Annotated in this window: 11 protein-coding genes and 2 pseudogenes; 11 read left to right on the top strand and 2 right to left on the bottom strand. The window is 61.1% G+C overall.

Annotated elements, in window-relative coordinates; genetic code table 11:
* Positions 1 to 235: 235 nt before the first annotated feature.
* Positions 236 to 517: a hypothetical protein gene (locus K288_RS0125680; RefSeq protein WP_027582147.1), complete on the top strand. Its 282-nt coding sequence runs from the start codon at positions 236 to 238 to the stop codon at positions 515 to 517.
* Positions 518 to 548: 31 nt separating this feature from the next.
* On the opposite strand, the gene K288_RS46545 is transcribed toward K288_RS0125680, so the two are convergent.
* Together K288_RS46545 and K288_RS0125670 are read right to left on the bottom strand one after the other, a co-directional pair.
* Entirely contained in the window at positions 549 to 1,205 is a 657-nt protein-coding gene (locus K288_RS46545) for a nucleotidyl transferase AbiEii/AbiGii toxin family protein (protein WP_051334722.1), read from the bottom strand.
* On the bottom strand, positions 1,202 to 1,540 hold the full coding sequence (locus K288_RS0125670; protein ID WP_244443245.1) for a hypothetical protein: 339 nt from the start codon (positions 1,538 to 1,540) through the stop codon (positions 1,202 to 1,204). The genes K288_RS46545 and K288_RS0125670 overlap by 4 nt, the downstream gene beginning before the upstream one ends.
* A gap of 210 nt (positions 1,541 to 1,750) precedes the next feature.
* Between K288_RS0125670 and K288_RS0125665 the strand changes: the two genes are divergently transcribed.
* The 10 genes and pseudogenes from K288_RS0125665 to K288_RS0125620 form a co-directional block, all read left to right on the top strand.
* Positions 1,751 to 2,551, top strand: coding sequence for a hypothetical protein (locus K288_RS0125665; protein WP_152535671.1), 801 nt, complete (start codon positions 1,751 to 1,753; stop codon positions 2,549 to 2,551).
* Between the two features lie 94 nt (positions 2,552 to 2,645).
* Positions 2,646 to 4,466 (top strand): AAA family ATPase, encoded by a 1,821-nt coding sequence (locus tag K288_RS0125660; RefSeq protein WP_027582144.1) that lies wholly within the window; start codon positions 2,646 to 2,648, stop codon positions 4,464 to 4,466.
* The gene (locus K288_RS0125655) at positions 4,453 to 6,267 is read left to right on the top strand and encodes an ATP-dependent helicase (RefSeq protein ID WP_027582143.1); all 1,815 of its coding nucleotides are present in this window, start codon (positions 4,453 to 4,455) and stop codon (positions 6,265 to 6,267) included. Before K288_RS0125660 ends, K288_RS0125655 begins: the two co-directional genes overlap by 14 nt.
* Before the next feature lie 617 nt (positions 6,268 to 6,884).
* Positions 6,885 to 9,314 (top strand): TerB N-terminal domain-containing protein, encoded by a 2,430-nt coding sequence (locus K288_RS0125650; protein ID WP_244443254.1) that lies wholly within the window; start codon positions 6,885 to 6,887, stop codon positions 9,312 to 9,314.
* Positions 9,311 to 10,642, top strand: coding sequence for an ATP-binding protein (locus K288_RS0125645; protein ID WP_027582141.1), 1,332 nt, complete (start codon positions 9,311 to 9,313; stop codon positions 10,640 to 10,642). The genes K288_RS0125650 and K288_RS0125645 overlap by 4 nt, the downstream gene beginning before the upstream one ends.
* Entirely contained in the window at positions 10,611 to 12,854 is a 2,244-nt protein-coding gene (locus tag K288_RS0125640; RefSeq protein ID WP_027582140.1) for a DEAD/DEAH box helicase, read from the top strand. The genes K288_RS0125645 and K288_RS0125640 overlap by 32 nt, the downstream gene beginning before the upstream one ends.
* Before the next feature lie 265 nt (positions 12,855 to 13,119).
* Positions 13,120 to 13,917: pseudogene (locus tag K288_RS46540) on the top strand (type IV toxin-antitoxin system AbiEi family antitoxin domain-containing protein).
* Positions 13,904 to 14,995, top strand: coding sequence for a nucleotidyl transferase AbiEii/AbiGii toxin family protein (locus tag K288_RS46535; protein WP_084799730.1), 1,092 nt, complete (start codon positions 13,904 to 13,906; stop codon positions 14,993 to 14,995). Before K288_RS46540 ends, K288_RS46535 begins: the two are co-directional and overlap by 14 nt.
* Before the next feature lie 52 nt (positions 14,996 to 15,047).
* Positions 15,048 to 15,329, top strand: coding sequence for a WGR domain-containing protein (locus K288_RS0125625; RefSeq protein WP_027582139.1), 282 nt, complete (start codon positions 15,048 to 15,050; stop codon positions 15,327 to 15,329).
* A 540-nt stretch (positions 15,330 to 15,869) separates the two neighbouring features.
* Positions 15,870 to 16,108, top strand: a pseudogene (locus tag K288_RS0125620) (IS256 family transposase); the annotation flags it as partial.

The following is a 16,108-nucleotide window of genomic DNA, read 5'->3' as shown; positions in this document are numbered from 1 at the left end:
GTCTGACCCAAGCCATCAATTTGGGTACGGGTCTCAATCATCCTTCAGACAAGAAGCACGCAGGGCGCACAATCGCGCGGCTGCGTCAGGAAGGGCACTCGTTTGATCCCGTTGAAGTCCGCCGGTGGGCTCAACGGAATGGCTGGTCGTCAAGCGCGGCCGCTGACCTGGAAAAGGTAGCTCGCAAAGCAACCCGATAAAGTCAGTGTTCGATTCAAGAGACGAAGAGCAACAGATGGACAAGATTGTGCAGGTCATTTCAGTCGCTATTGGGGGCTGGAAATATCATTTTGGCGTCACCGCAGATCAAGCCGAAGCAATTATCAACGCGGCTATCGGCGAGAGGATCGAGCTTAGTGAGCCCGGGGAGATACTTGTCGTTCACGACGCGGAGACCATCTGCCATTTTCGGCCGGTCTCAGACGGGTCGAAAAGCGAAGAACGTGTACGATCTGACGTATTGCACAAACTGCAGCAGCTGATCGAAGAACGGGCTTGGAGCCCGAGCGAAGAATAGCACGGCGCGGTATTGCGTACTCGTGCAGTGCTTAAACCTCTTTCAGAAGGCCCACGGTATCGACGAGAGCTGTGCTGACAATGGATTTGAAGTCGTCTTTGATCGCGAGCTCGGCGATCGTTGCGTTGACGAAATCCGGCTTCAGTCGCTCGATTGCTGCGATCGCTTTGAGAACGTCGTTCTTATAGTCCTTCAGCGCCGCGATAAGGGCGTCTCGGTCGCCTCGTGCTGCAGCAGCAATGTCGAAAATGTCACGCGGTTTGATGCTGGCGCCTCGATAATGAATCTTCTTGGTAATAATCTCGGCGACTGTTTCGAGGTCGACCTCTTCGCCTTCGATCGTTCGCTTCGTCGTTGGCTGCGCCGTCATGGCGTGCCCTACGATGAAATCGATTTCGCCAATGCCGTCGAACGCAAGCTTGAGGAAGCCCGTTCCGTCGCCTTGATAGTCGGACGGTCGAACCTCAAATTCAAAGTCGTGTAGCTTTGGATCCAGAAAGGGCAGCAGCTGAGCGTCGGGTAAGAAAATATCTACGTCGTGGCTTTCCCGGTGGTCAATTTGCAGCATCATGGCGGTGCCGCCGCCAAACGACCAGGAATCCACAATGATCTGTTCGGAATTGACCTGGCGGATCAACAAGCAGGCGATGCGAAACAGGCGCGCCCAATCTGATCCGCCGGCGCTCACGCGGCGAGCGGGTAGGTTTCACCCGAAAATTCGGCGAACATCTTTGCGGCGATCACCAGATCTCCGTCGCTGATGTGAAACGCACAGGCAAATTCTTTCTGCAGTGCCGGAGCGACTTCACCGAAGAAGGCCGACATCTGTCCCGGTGCTGCCTTTGCAGCCGCCGGATGCGTCAGGCAATAGGCAAGCGCCTGCGCGTCCAGCTTCTTGCTGTACGGCGCATTCACAGTCGTCAAAACCGAGGCGGGAAACATGCCAATTCTCACTGCCTTCAGCGGCCATGCCACATCTTTCGCTCTCAAAGATGGCCCGGCGCGCAGCCAAGTCAACTCCATAAGCCCCGTCCGTCAACGAATACTGAAGCGCCCCCGTTCCGTTTAGGTCGGGAAAGGCGGCCTAACAGATTGATTATCATATGTAATCGAGCCTTGGGAACTAAGCTGCCACGATCCCGGGCCGATGATGAACGAGCGCGGAAGGTCCCGCTTGACTAAACTTACAATATATGAGAGTTATGAACTCTCATTTTCTGGGAGTTTCGAATCGTGGCTCGTCCGGGACGTTCTGCCGCTAATGTCTTCACATCAAGGGAGGTCGCCATTGCGGCCGACCTTACCGTGCGCAATTTTGCTTTGCTGGCTGACCAGAACCTCGCGCCCGGGCCGTCCAACGACGGGTTGGGGAAGGCCGGTCATCGCACCTATGACAGCGCAGGGCTCGCGCATGCCGCGCTGATCGGGGCCCTGCATCTTGCCGGATTTGAACTATTGGTCTCGGCCCGGCTCGCGGCGGCCTTTGCGAACGATTACGGCGCAAGCCACGGCAGATTGCCGTCCAACCTTAACGCATTCGTTCGTGGTGAGATGAACCCCCACAAAGGCCTGCCGTGGGGTGAAATGCCGAAAGATCTCACGGTCGATTTCGAGCAGGATTATTGGCTGCACCATCTGCTGCGCAATCGATCGGAGGTCTACAAGCGAGGGATCGCAATTCGGGGCGACTGCATCATCGAGATTGCGGATCATGCCTTTGTGCTGACGACGACCCTGGGACTCGAGAAGATCAAGATCTTCTCGCCGGTTTCGCGCGAGGGACTGCCTGCAAATCCCGACTATCGAATAGTGGGCCGGGGAGCCTCCGCGCAGATTGTCCCGATCCACCAGGAGGTCGACAGTCTCGATTTTCAGATCAATCCGAAGTCGGCTGAAAAAATGCGGCACCTCGAACAGGAATACATCAGTGGACGCACGGACGCTGTGACCCTGGTGCGGGTCAATCTCTCGCTTGCAATCCGCAATGCCTTTGATCGGGTGCAGGACGACCGTGAGTCCAAAGCCGCTGCATAGCGCGGCGAAATACGCGCGAGAGTAGCCATTTTTCCGAAATGGGCCAAAAGCTCCGATGAATAACAACTAAATGGCTTGGGATGGGGAGAAAAGCGTGCGAATCTCGAAGATCAAAATCGATAATTTTGCCAATTTCTCAGAATTTGAAATTGAGACCGGCGACAACCTCGTGGTTGTCGGAGAAAATAAGGTCGGCAAAAGCAATCTGATCTTTGCTCTCCAGCTCATTTTAGATCCCGGACTGTCGGAGCGCGACCGACAGCTAGGGCTTGAGCACTTCTGGGATGGCTTGGGCGATAATAAGCTCGGCGCGGTCATAGAAATCGTCATCGAGCTCACGGATTTCGAGGGTGATCCGCGGCTGCTCGCCCATCTCGGTGACTGCATCGTCGATCCGGGACCGCCAATGGTGTCGCGGCTCACTTACCGTTTCCAGCCGAAAGCCGACTTGGAGGGCGGGCCGCAAAGCATGGCCGATTACGAGTACATCCTTTTCGGCGGTCTCGATCCCGACAACGCGATGCGCCCGGGTCTGCGGCGCATGCTGCCGATCGACGTTCTCGCCGCCTTGCGCGATGCGGAGAAAGACTTGGCGACATGGCGGCACTCTCCGCTGCGGCCGTTGATCGAGGGGTTGACTGCCGGACTGGGCGAGGACGACCGCGATGCGATCCAAGAGGCAGTCGACACCGCTCAGAACACTCTTGCCGAACGCGACGAAGTTCGGACCGTTGCGCAGATTATCAGCGATCGCCTTCAGAAGATGGTAGGGCCTGCGCACGCGACCCCGATCTCCCTCGGCATCGCGCCGACTCGCATTGACGCCTTGCTGCGCGCACTGCGCCTGCTGATCGATGGTGGAGCCCGCGGTATAGCGGACGCCAGCCTGGGTACCGCAAATCTAATATTCTTGGCGCTGAAAAGCCTCGAACTCGATCGACTCGTGGGGGAGGGAGAGCGTGATCACACTTTCCTTGCTGTCGAGGAGCCGGAGGCGCACCTACACCCTCATGTGCAAAGGCTCGTGTATCGTCACTTCTTGGCCGAACCTGAAGACGCAGCGGACGAGGAGGAGGATGGCAATGAAGATCCGGTGCCGGCGACCCGACTGACGACGATTTTGACCACGCATTCGCCGCACATCGCCAGCATCGCGCCGCTCCGTTCGCTGGTGCTGTTGCGTCGCGACGGCGCCGGCGCCGGCGATCGCACGGTAGGATTTTCAACTGCGAAGACGCCGCTGACCGACTCGGATGAAGCCGACCTTCAGCGCTACATCGATGTCACGCGGGGCGAGCTGTTCTTTGCCCGCGGCGTCATTTTGGTTGAAGGCGACGCTGAGCGCTTTCTCGTCCCGGCCTTCGCGGAGGCGCTGGACATTCCCCTCGATCAGCGCGGCATCTCTGTCTGCTCGGTTGGAGGAACCAATTTCGCGCCGTATGTGAAACTGCTCGGACCGGCCGGCCTCTCGATCCCGTACGTTGTCTTGACCGATCGCGACCCTGTTGAGGCTGGCTCGCCGCTAGCGCGCGGGCGGGTGCAAAAGCTCCTTGAGATTGTTGAGCCGGGCCCCGTCTATGACGATCTCGCCGACGCAGCCATCTTTCGGCGTGGTGAGCGGCACGGCATTTTCGTCAACTCTCGAACGCTTGAGCCAGAATTACTCGGCTCCGGCCTCGCACGCCGCATGGGCCAGATCCTCAAATCAGAATTGCCTCTGCGGCGGGCCGGGCGGGAAGCGATCGACGGCTGGGTGGCCGATCCCGCGACCGTGGATGTTGATCGGTTGCTCGGCTTGATCGAGCGGGTTGGTAAAGGGCGCTTCGCCCAGCGGTTGGCCGCAGGAGCGACTGAGCGCCGGTGCCCAGCCTACATTCGGACTGCCTTGGAGCGCATCCGTGATGCCGTTGCGTAGCACCAGCTCCGCTTATCTGCGGCACGCCGGCGATTTGGTCGGTAATCCCGGGCAGCAAGCTGCCTACGACTCTCGCGGGCACTGCGTTGTCCTCGCGGGGCCGGGGAGCGGAAAGACCAAAACGCTGGTGCTGAAGCTGGCGCGGATCCTCGCTGAAGATGTGAGAGCCCCCCGCGGGGTCGCCTGCATCACATATAGTCAGGAATGTGCCCGAGAGCTAACGCGGCGGTTGGAAGCGCTTGGGTTGCGCGATGCGCCTAATCTTTTCGTAGGTACCGTGCATGGCTTCTGCCTGCGGCACATCTTGATGCCCTATGCACGCTTGGCGGGATTAGCCGTACCTTATCCGCTGTCTCTCGCGACGACGCGCCAGACCGATAGTGCGTTCAAACAGGTGGCTGAGCGTCTGCTTGGAGCCGGGCAGCCATATAAAGCACACGATATGGGCAAGTATCGGCGCGTTCATCTCGATCGAGATGGGCCCGATTGGGAAAGCGATCCCGACCTTGCTCGCATCACTGAGGGTTACGAAGCGGCGCTGCGTCGTGGAGGCCTGATCGATTTCGACGATCTGGTGATTTTCGGCAACCGCCTGGTGTCGGACCACGACTGGGTGCTGCCGGCCATTCAAGCGCGCTGGCCTGTATTGGCGGTTGATGAGTATCAGGATTTGGGCGTGCCACTCCATCGGATTGTGGAGCGCCTCGCATTTGAGGGCGGTGTCCGGCTGTTCGCGGTGGGTGATGCCGACCAGTCGGTGTACGGCTTCGCCGGTGCGGACGGCGCTTTGCTGCTCGAGCTCGCGCAGCGCGACGATGTCGAGGCGGTCCAGCTTCAGCTCAACTACCGTTCGGCGGGACGGATTATCCGCGCGTCCGAGTTGGCTCTGGGCGAAGCGCGTGGCTACCAGCCCCATGATCCGCGGCGCCAAGCAGTCATTGAATTCACCGAGCGGCCGGGCGGTCTGGAAGACCAAGCCGCTTATGTCGTCGAAAGCCTCATCCCGGCGGCGCTGGCGGCAAAGCCGGGCCGCGCATTAGGGGACATCGCGATCCTGTATCGCGCTGCAAGTGTGGGGGATGTATTCGCAGACTCTTTGACGGCGGCCGGCTACGACTATATTCGCGTCGACAACGCTGCCCCGTACAAAAAGGTCGGCCTTACGAGTTGGATCGAGGATTGTGCAGCATGGTGCGCAGGAGGCTGGCGGACCGGACGCCCCCAACTCGCTGGACTCATTTCGCGATGGATTGGATTCCGATCCGGCCGGCCAAGTGAGCTCGAATCACGTCGTATGGCACGCGCACTAACTTCATTTCTGTCTGGCCATCGCGCCGATGAAGGTGCAGCAGCGCCTTTCGTTAGCGCGATCCGAAGGACATTAGTCGACCCGCTGACAGCTAGTGACCGAAGTCTTGCTGATCAACGCGAGCAGGTCCGACGGATGAGCGAGGCTCTCGCAGAAGGCGGGAAACTCGAAGGGCTGGACCTCAAAAGCTTGGGAGGACGAGATGGCTCGCCCACCCATATCAATCTTCTGACGCTGCATTCCGCCAAGGGCTGTGAATATGACGTCGTGATCATGGTCGGGATGGACATGGGCGCGATGCCGTGGCGGCGCGAGACCGAAGATGAGCTTCGAGAAAGCCGTCGCCTATTTTATGTTGGTCTAACTCGGGCGCGCGACGCAGTGCATATGCTATATTCCGGCTGGATTCCCGGCCGCTACGGTGCACAACGCCTCGGGCGCTCGCCGTTCGTTGAAGAACTTGAGGAGCGCTTGGCGGCGGCCGAGGAGTGATCTTTCTCCTGCGCGCCGGGGCGATTCTCATCTTGATCGGGATTCCTATTGACACCTAATCAGTATCGGCGAGCGCTGTCCCAAGCCGACGCGGTAGTTAGTTCTCCCACCTCTTTCCAGGTGCCGCCTCCCCCGTTCGTAGCCCGCTGTCCGGAACGAACCGCACCTTCGAACCGAATACCCGTTATTTCGCAGTCCTTGTTCGCATGCCAAATGGGCCAGAATCCTGGTTTGACTGGCTCCAGTTCGCATGGCGCGGCGCCCACCTCGGCTTGACAGGGCCCCCGACCATCAGCGGTTGACCGTATCGTTACAATCGAAAGTTGTGAAACAACCGAAAGCCATTTTCGACACTGTGGTGTCAAATTGTAGCTTCCAACGCTAATGAGATTTGATGCCTGGGGCATAACAAGAACGGACAATGGGCGCGCTTACAGGGGGAATTACGCCGATCTCGGTCTGGCGGATGCAGGCTCCCGGGAGAGGGCACTACCGGAGGAGCCTGGACACGACCTTCGACGATTGTACTTCGCTGCTGTCACACGCTATTTCTTGACGAACGAAGGGCGGGGATCGACGGAGATATGGGGCGGCGCAAGGGCGGGTCTACGGCAGGAATGGGCTTGCTGCTCGTGTTGGGCGCGATCTACGCGGTCCTCAGCGCGGCTTATCGGTTTGTCGTGGAAAACCTGGCCGCGGTCGTGGCCGTCTGCACGGTCTCCGGTCTCGTGCTGCTGCTCGGCTACCTTTCCTCAAAAGCAAAAAGACGAGACGAGATCGCGGCGGGCCGGTTGGGCGCGCAACCCACTCCGCCACCGCTGGTCGAGCCAAGGACAGCGGACCCGGAGCGGATCGCGCCGGCCTATCGCAGTGGGCGGGCCCTGGCGCCGGCGAGGTGGGTGCCGCCGGGGGAGTCGGTCACCGTCCAGGACGTCACCATCGCGGCCGGTCGCTTCTATCTCGGCGAGGCCCTCTACTTCGAAGGCCAGGAGATCGACGGCTATGTCATCAATCCTAAGCTTTCCGCACGAACGTCGCGGCCGGACGTCGCCGGGGATTCCATGCCGTACTGGCCGTCCTACGCGGACGTGACGCCAGCGGCCCGCCACGCGTTCCTCGATTGGATATCGACGGGTCGGCGGGACGACTCCTACGGCATCGGGCACGTCTTCGTGTTCTTCTACGGGTTGGAGCACAGGCTCTTCATCGATCGGGACATCGCGAGCGCGCCGGACTGCATCGCCGAGGTCGAGAGGCTTCTGGCGAGGCGGGTCGACAGCGAGTCCTTCCAGGGTTACGGGAGGCGGTTCGTGGACATCGCCAGATGCGCTGCCGGCATGCCGCTCGCCGTTCCGCAACCATCAGCGGAGCGGTCACACTCTCCAGAGATGGACATTCCGGTGCGCCTTCACCTGGGGCGGCGTCTGGCGCAATCGTCGACAATACTGTCCGAAGACGCTCTGCTTTGGGTTCTCGCGCTGCCGGACATGTATCTGCGCACCGCGGCAGTCCGGTGCTTCGACGAGTTCGTGGCCCTTTGGCATCTGCGTTTCCGGAGTGCGTTTCCGGAAGGATTGAACGTCACCACTTCCGGCAACATCGATCTTTGGTACGAGGCAGCGAGCCGGGCCTTCCGGGTCAGGGTGGACGGTCCCCATCAGGCCTATCCCGACGTCGCGAAGGCGACGACATCTTCAGAACCGTTGAGGCGGCTCGTGCAGGAATGTACCGACGAACTCGACGGATTTAGCCGGCTTCTGGGTCGCCAGCCCGAGGCGCGCAACTCGGTGCAGGCGTCGCTTCTGTTGCCGCCGGACCTGTTGTCGGAAGTCGGATTCGACGCGTTGCGCGCGTTCGAGGGGCGCCTGTCGGAGGTCATGGGCGGCCAGAGCCGGGCGAGTACGAAGATGGGCATCGTGCTGCGGGCGGCCGACTTCGACCTTCCGGAGAATGGCAAGGTATCGTCCGGGCTCGCGGACCAGCTCGGTCAGGTGCTCGATTGCCTCGACATCGCGATCGAGCCGGATCGGCGCTTCGGCGGCGCGGTCCCGCAGCCTGACGATCAGATATTCCTGTTCAAGGCACCCGGCGGCGGGCCGGTCGATCCGGAGCGTCTGGCCTATCGATCGATGAAAGCCCAAGTTGAGGTCGCCGTGCTCGCGGCGGCGGCGGACGGCGATTCCTCGAGTGACGAGATGTCGCGGGTGATCGCCGGGATAAGGGACGGAAAGGACCTCAGCGCGATCGAACGCGCGCGTCTGATCGCGTTCGCCGTCACGATCTTCAACAACCCGCCCAAGCTGTCGAGAGTCATGAAGCGCCTGGCGGAGCGTAGCGATGCCGAACGGGAAGCCATCGCCGACGCGGCGGTCGCAGTCGTCGGCGGTGACCAGAACGTGCGGCCCGATGAGGTCAGGTTTCTCGAGAAGCTCCACAAAGCAATGGGCCTTCCGAAGGAGCGGGTCTATTCCGAACTGCACAAGACCGTGCCAAGCGCCGACGAACCGGTATCCTTGTCCGTCGAGAGGCGCGAAGCGGGAGTGCCGATACCCAGGGAGCAACCGGTCGTCGCGCCGATTTCCGTCGACGCACCAAGTCCCCTCATCGTGCTGGCGCCTGTCGCGGCACCGGAGGTCGTCGCGGCGGCACCCGTCGCTGGCATCCAGATCGATGCCGCTCGCCTGGCGAAGACGCAGCGGGAGACCGACGCGGTCGCGGAACTGCTAGCGAACATCTTCGAGGAAGACACGACGCCGGTTCCGGTCGAGACACCGGTAGCATCCGCCGCAAACGAGGCCTCCTTCGAAGGGCTGGACGGACCGCATACCGAACTCGTCGAGCTTCTCGAGCGGAAGGGATCCATCCCGCGAGCCGAATTCGATCAGCGGGCGCGCGCGATGAAGCTTCTGGCGGACGGAGCGATTGAACGCATCAACGACTGGTCGTTCGATCGCTTCGAGGAACCGCTGCTCGAAGACGGGGACGAAATCATCATGGTCCCGCATCTGCGGGAGCGACTGGCTGAACTGAGAGAGACGACGGCATGAGCAAAGCGCCGAAGACGATAAAGCCGAAGGAACGGGACACCATCATCCAGGCGCTGAGCGCTGGCGTGGTCCCGCGCGTCGGACTTCCGCACATCCAGGTCGGCAGAGCCGCGGAGATCGGAGCGTTGGTTCGCGACGTCGACCGTATCGCGGACGGCGGGGCGGCCGTCAGATTCGTGATCGGCGACTACGGCGCCGGCAAGACGTTCTTCGCGAACCTCATCAGACTGATCGCGCTGGAGCGGAAGTGCGTGACCGTGCACGCGGATCTGGCGCCCGATCGCCGCATCCACGCCAGCGGCGGCCAAGCGAGGGCGCTCTATTCGGAAGCCGTCCGGAACATGGCAACACGCACGAAGCCCGAGGGCGGCGCGCTTGCGGCGGTGGTCGAGCGGCTCGTCACCGACTCCGTGAAGGAGGCCGGAGAACGGCAGGTCCCTGTCGAGAAGGTGATCGACGAGAAGCTGGCTCCGATCCAGGAATTCGTCGGAGGCTACGATTTCGCGACGGTGCTGAAGGCCTACTGGCGCGGGAGCGAAGCTTCGAACGAGGAGCTCAAGCTCGCGGCCCTGCGTTGGCTGCGCGGAGAATTCTCGACCAAGACCGAGGCGAACAAATCCCTCGGCGTCAGGACCATCATCGACGACGACAGCGTGTACGATTCGCTGAAGTCCCTCTCATGCCTGACGAAGGTCGCGGGCTACGCCGGCTTGCTGGTGATGTTCGACGAGATGGTGAACATCTACAAGCTCCAGAACGCCCAGGCGCGCAAGTCGAACTTCGAACAGATCCTCCGCATCGTGAACGATGCGCTGCAGGGAAACACCGCCAACATAGGCTTCCTCATGTGCGGCACGCCGCAGTTCCTGCTGGACACCCGGCGCGGCCTGTTCAGCTACGAAGCGCTGCAGTCGCGGCTGGCGGAGAACCAGTTCGCCACCAAGGGCCTTGTCGACCTTTCGGGCCCGGTCATAAACCTCCAGAACCTGACGCCGGAAGATCTCCTGGTCCTGCTGTCCAACATCCGAACGGTGTTCGCTGCGGGAGATCCGTCCAAATATCTGGTCCCCGACGAAGCGTTGACCGCCTTCATGGCCCACTGCGATCGCCGTATCGGAGAGGCGTATTTCCGCACGCCGCGGACGACCGTGAAGGCCTTCGTGCAGATGCTTTCCGTGCTCGAGCAGAACCCGGGCACGAAGTGGCAGGATCTTCTGGGACAGGTCGACGTACCCGCCGATCTGCAGCGCCAGCAGGAATCGGTGCCCGAGGGCGGCGCTCAGCCCGGAGACGACGATGAACTCACCAGCTTCCGGCTCGGGACTTGAAGCCGCCTACCACCTGCTGCATCCCAAGATCCGCCGCTGGATCCGCGACCAGGGCTGGGACGAGCTGCGCGAGATCCAGGCGCGCACGATCCTCGCCGTTCTCGAGGACGACCGCGACATCCTGATCTCCGCGACGACCGCGGCCGGCAAGACCGAAGCGGCGTTCCTCCCGATCCTGACGTCGATAGCCGAGCGCAGCCCTTCGGGTTTCTCGGTACTGTACATCAGCCCGCTCAAGGCGCTCATCAACGACCAGTTCCGGCGGATCGAGGGACTGTGCGAGAGCATGGAAATACCGGTCGTCAAATGGCACGGGGACGCGCCGCAGGCCGAGAAGAAGAAGGCTATGAACAAGCCGGACGGGATCGCCCTCATCACCCCGGAGTCGATCGAGGCGATGTTCGTCCGCCGTCCCGCCGACGCCAAGCGGCTGCTGTCAGCCGCCGAGTTCATCGTCATCGACGAGCTTCATTCGTTCCTGCAAGGGCCGCGGGGAATGCACGTGGCCAGCCTGTTGCGGCGGATCGACGCGATGGCAGCGCGCCCGGCCCGACGCGTCGGGCTTTCCGCGACGATCGGCAACCTCGGTCAGGCCCGCGCGTGGCTGCGGCCGCGAGATCCTACGAACGTCGAAGAGCTAGTGGCGAAGTCGGACGCTCCGGAGCTGCGCCTCCAGGTCAGAGGCTACGTCGAGCCGTCGGATCTCGACGATCCGGATCACGCGGAAGGCGGTGAACCGGGTTCGGAGCAGCAGATGCCGCGGCGGATTGCGCTCGACTCGATTTCCGATCATCTGTTCGAGACGCTGCGGGGCGAGAACAATCTCGTGTTCGGCGGGTCGCGACGGACGGTGGAGTCGACTGCCGACCGCCTGCGCAGGCGCTCCGAGAAAGCCGAGGTACCCAACGAGTTCTACCCGCATCACGGAAGCCTTTCGAAGGTGCTCCGCGAAGAGCTTGAAGACCGCCTGAAGGAAGGCAGACTGCCGACGACGGCGGTATGCACCTCGACGCTGGAGCTCGGCGTGGACATCGGCTCGGTCAAATCGGTCGCGCAGATCGGTGCGCCGCGTTCGCTCGCCTCGTTGAGGCAGAGGCTGGGACGCACCGGCAGGCGACGCGGAACGCCGTCGATCCTGCGCATCTACTTGCGCGAACCGCACATCGACAACAAGTCGGGCTTCCTCGATCGCCTGCGTCTCAACACGATCAGATCCGTCGCCGTGGTCAGGTTGTTGCTCGAAGGATTCGTGGAGGAGGCGCGCGCTGCACCCGAGATCGCCTCGACGCTCGTCCACCAGATGCTGAGCGTGATCATGGAGCGCGGCGGAATCCGGCCGAAGCCGCTCTACGATCTGTTGTGCGGCCCGGGGCCCTTCGCTTCGATCTCCGCCGCCGACTTCGCTCTGCTGCTCCGGCATCTCGGCAGCCAGGCCGTCCGCTTCGTCGAGCAGGCTGGCGACGGAACGCTGATGCTCGGGCAGGAAGGCGAGAAGGTCGGCCAGTCCCGAAGCTTCTTTGCGGTATTCGAATCGAACGAGGAATGGCGATTGACGACGGGCGGTCGCACGCTCGGAACGCTACCGATCATGCATCCCGTCCACAAGGAAGGACTGGTGGTCTTCGCAGGCCAGCGCTGGATCGTACAGGACCTCGACGAACAGACGATGACTCTCGTGGTCGTTCCCCATCCGGGCGGCGTCGTGCCGCGTTTCGAGCCCGCGGCCGGCGAGCCGGCTCACGACCGGCTGATCGCGGAGATGCGCAAGGTGTATCTGGCGGACGACGTTCCGCCCTATCTCGACGCCAAAGGCCGGGATCTCCTGGAGGAAGGGCGCGAGATGTTCCGCGAGCTCGACCTGGAGAGCCGATCGCTGGTCCAAGAAGATCGCGACATGCACGTCTTCCTCTGGCGGGGATCCCAGGCGACCGCCGTCTTCAGCGCGGCGCTTGCGATGGCTGGGCTTCAATCGGGTGTGCACGAACTCGGAGTCACGGTCTCCAAGATCAAGGAGAGCGAACTGCGACCGATCCTCTCCAAGCTCGCCGAAGCGCGAGATATCGATCCACACGACGTCTCGGAGTTCGTCGCGAACATCAAGGTCGGGAAGTTCCGGGAGCAGGTCCCGGAGAATCTGGCCAGGTCTCTCTGGACCAGACATTACGGCGACAAGGTCACTGAAATTCCCGTTATGGCCAAAGCTCTTATCTGACCGAGCATCGGCTGTGGCGCAGGGCCGGCTGGGAAAGCCGCGCGTCTGTATCCGGTGCTGGAGACTCTCGCCGAGTGTGGTGCGCTTCACGCGGCTATATCGACCATCTCAAAGAAAACGAACTGAAAACGACTACGATCGACGGCGTGGGCGTCGCAAGGTTCTCTGTAGGTTTATCTTTAATAGATTTCACTTAGCTGGACTACGCAAAATGATCAGATTTGAAACCTTGAGGTCGGTTTGAAAAAATACTAACTTACTTAGTATGGCTGGGCGAAAAGACAGAAAGCTAAACAAGCTCGAAAGAACCCTCCCACAGGGACTTCTGGTCGATGCCGCCTGGATGGAACGACATGGATACTCCACCAGCCTGCGCAGCCAATACGTATCGTCCGGCTGGCTCGTTCAGCCGGCGCGGGGGACCTTCAAGCGCCCGCTCGGCGAGCTCTCCTGGCAGAGTGTCGTCGTTTCGCTCCAGCGACTGCTCGGCTCCGATTTCGTCGTCGGCGGACGTACCGCTATCGAAGCGCAAGGCTTTGGTCACTACTTGAGCCAGACGGGTCCTTCGACCGTACATCTATACGGAACGCGGCCTGCTCCCGGCTGGCTCGGCAAACTCCCGCTCAAACAGAAATTCCGCGTTCACCGCGCGCAAAGTCTATTCACAGCGCACGGGGGCTTGCCCGAATCAAAGTCGAGTACGACGCGGGAAATACCGGGACCATTCGACTGGCCTCTCACCATATCGACGCCCGAGCGTGCCTTCCTCGAACTGCTCGACGAATTGCCCCGCCACGAAAGCTTCCATCAGGTCGATGCATTGGCTGAAGGCTTGAGGAGCCTAAGTCCCCGGCGACTGCAAACGCTTCTGGACGATTGCAAAAGCGTCAAGGTCAAACGATTGTTCTTCTGGTTCGCGGAGCGGCATCAGCATGCCTAGCTCCAGCAGATCGACAAGTCGAAAGTCAATCTGGGCACGGGAAAGCGCATGCTCGTCAAGGGCGGCAAACTCGACACCAAATACCTCATAACCATCCCTGACGACCTCAATGCCCCTGTCTGAACAATTTCGGCATCAAGTGGCCTTGTTGCTCGAGACGATTCCGTTCGTCGCGACGGAGCCCGATTTTGCGCTCAAGGGCGGCACCGCCATCAATCTCTTCCACCGCGACATGCCGCGCTTGTCGGTCGATATTGACCTGACGTATCTGCCGGTAGCTCCGCGCCCCGAATCTCTTGCCGCGATCGATGCAACGATGAAGCGCATGGCAGCGGCCATCAGGAAAGGATTGCCGGGCGCGCGGGTGACGGAAGTCGTGAACGCTCGTGAAAAGATCCTCACCAAGCTGACCGTCCAGAAAGGCGATGCGCAGATCAAGATCGAGGTCACGCCCGTGATCAGGGGCTGCGTCTTCGAGCCGGAGCTGCGCGACGTGTCGCCGAGCGTCGAGGAAGCGTTCGGCTTCGCACAGATGAAAGTCGTTTCGTTCGCCGATCTATACGCCGGCAAGCTCGTCGCGGCGCTCGACCGGCAGCATCCCTGCGACCTCTTCGATGTTCGCGATCTGCTTGCCAATGAAGGCATCATGGACGATCTCCGCAAGGCGTTCATCCTCTATCTCATCAGTCATGACAGGCCGATTTCCGAGGTCTTGGTTCCTCGCCGCAAGGACATCCAGCACGAGTTCACGCACGGCTTCGAGGGCCTGACCGCCGATGAAGCAACCCTGGACGAGTTGCTCGAAGCGCGGGAGACGCTGATCGCCGAACTCGCGGGAAAAATGCCGCAAGCTCATAAGCCTTTCCTCATAGGGTTTAAACGCGGCGAGCCAGATTGGGGCCTGCTGGGCGTCCCTAGTGCGCCGGCGGTGCGCTGGAAGCAGATCAATCTGGACAAACTTCCTGCCGCACCGGGCGAAGCTCGTCGCGCAACTCGAGGAAGTCTTGCGCAATGCCTGAGGTCAGAGGAGGGGACTCTCTATTCCGACCACGTGCGTGGCAACTTGTGCAGACGACATCTCCAGGAAGTACGCCACCATCCAGTGGGCTCGGAGCTCGCTGGCTTCAGTTCAGTTGACTATCGCGAGCCTGATCTCGACTGTCTCGCTGTCTCCATAAAATTTCTGAATCGTTGGCCCTGATCGATTCATTTATTTAATTGGACGCTCGATTCGGTAATTGCGATTCTGGCGCATGTCCGAACTCACGGTGCAATACCTCGTGCTCGAGCGTCGCGATCCGGCCCGCAACATGGCGCGGTTCTATGTGCTCACGATCGAGCCGACGCTGTTCGGCGATACGGCATTGGTGCGTGAATGGGGTCGTCTCGGTGGGCGCGGCCGACGGCGGCTCGACCTGTTCGATGGTCACGTGCAGGCCGTCGAGGCTCTTGAGTCCTGGCTCAGGCGGAAAACCCGTCGTGGTTACGTCCAGCGCCATTCGCCATACTTGGAGCAAGCGTGCGACCCGACGTAACAAGGCTGGGGTGGACGAAAAGCGAGAGAAAGTATATCAAAGTAATTCGAAGTCATCGTCGGTCGCATTTCAAGAATTGCGAAGTATTCCATAATCAATCTTATGCGAATGACAGCGATGCGCTGGACGAAGAGCTGCGGTCACAGGGCACCGCCATCTTTTCAATCCGGCCATCCTGAGCGTTCAGGAGCGATTGTTATGCATCTCCCCTGAAGCGGCGGCTGCGAACCAGATAACCTTCAGCTCTTCGCGCCAGAGCCCTTTAACGCATGCCAGACCGCCTGGTTGGCCTGATCGAACGCTTTGCGGGATTCCGCCAAGGCGGCGCTCAGCACTGACCAGGAGTCGCAACCAGCGTGCTTCAGCTTCTCTAAAGCCGCGTCCGCCGTGGACGCATCGGCCGTTCATCTGCTTGAGTGTGGCCTCGAACTCGCTGACCGACGAGCTATCGTCGAAAGTTGGTGACGGCGGGAATCGGGAAGGCGGCATATCGTGGGGGTGCTTGACGCCTCCAGTTCTCCACCGAAGGAGCGATATGCGGTGTCGAATGATAACGTCACCAAGCTGATTCAGCCAGGAGGGTTCGACGATCCACTCACCGAAATCTTGCGCAATGGGGCACGTGCCCTGCTGGCCAAGGCGGTCGAGGCTGAGGTCGCGGACTTTCTCGGTAAGCATGTCGATTTGAAAACCCAGGACGGCCATCAGCGCGTGGTCCGCCACGGTCACCTGCCGGAGCGCGAGGTGATGACCGGTATCGGTCCGGTCGCCGTCCGCCA

The sequence above is a fragment of the Bradyrhizobium sp. Ai1a-2 genome, from assembly GCF_000426245.1.
Lineage (GTDB): Bacteria > Pseudomonadota > Alphaproteobacteria > Rhizobiales > Xanthobacteraceae > Bradyrhizobium.
The sequence above is the reverse complement of the archived record's forward strand: the minus strand, read 5'-3'. Positions and strand labels throughout refer to the sequence as shown.

Bases quoted from the DNA above. Each gene is read 5' to 3' on its own strand.
- K288_RS46535 (WP_084799730.1), top strand. From the start codon at position 13,904: ATGCCCCTGTCTGAACAATTTCGGCATCAAGTGGCCTTGTTGCTCGAG.
- K288_RS0125640 (WP_027582140.1), top strand. From the start codon at position 10,611: ATGAACTCACCAGCTTCCGGCTCGGGACTTGAAGCCGCCTACCACCTG.
- K288_RS0125650 (WP_244443254.1), top strand. From the start codon at position 6,885: ATGGGCTTGCTGCTCGTGTTGGGCGCGATCTACGCGGTCCTCAGCGCG.
- K288_RS0125625 (WP_027582139.1), top strand. From the start codon at position 15,048: ATGTCCGAACTCACGGTGCAATACCTCGTGCTCGAGCGTCGCGATCCG.
- K288_RS0125645 (WP_027582141.1), top strand. From the start codon at position 9,311: ATGAGCAAAGCGCCGAAGACGATAAAGCCGAAGGAACGGGACACCATC.
- K288_RS0125670 (WP_244443245.1), bottom strand. From the start codon at position 1,540: ATGGAGTTGACTTGGCTGCGCGCCGGGCCATCTTTGAGAGCGAAAGAT.
- K288_RS0125655 (WP_027582143.1), top strand. From the start codon at position 4,453: ATGCCGTTGCGTAGCACCAGCTCCGCTTATCTGCGGCACGCCGGCGAT.
- K288_RS0125680 (WP_027582147.1), top strand. From the start codon at position 236: ATGGACAAGATTGTGCAGGTCATTTCAGTCGCTATTGGGGGCTGGAAA.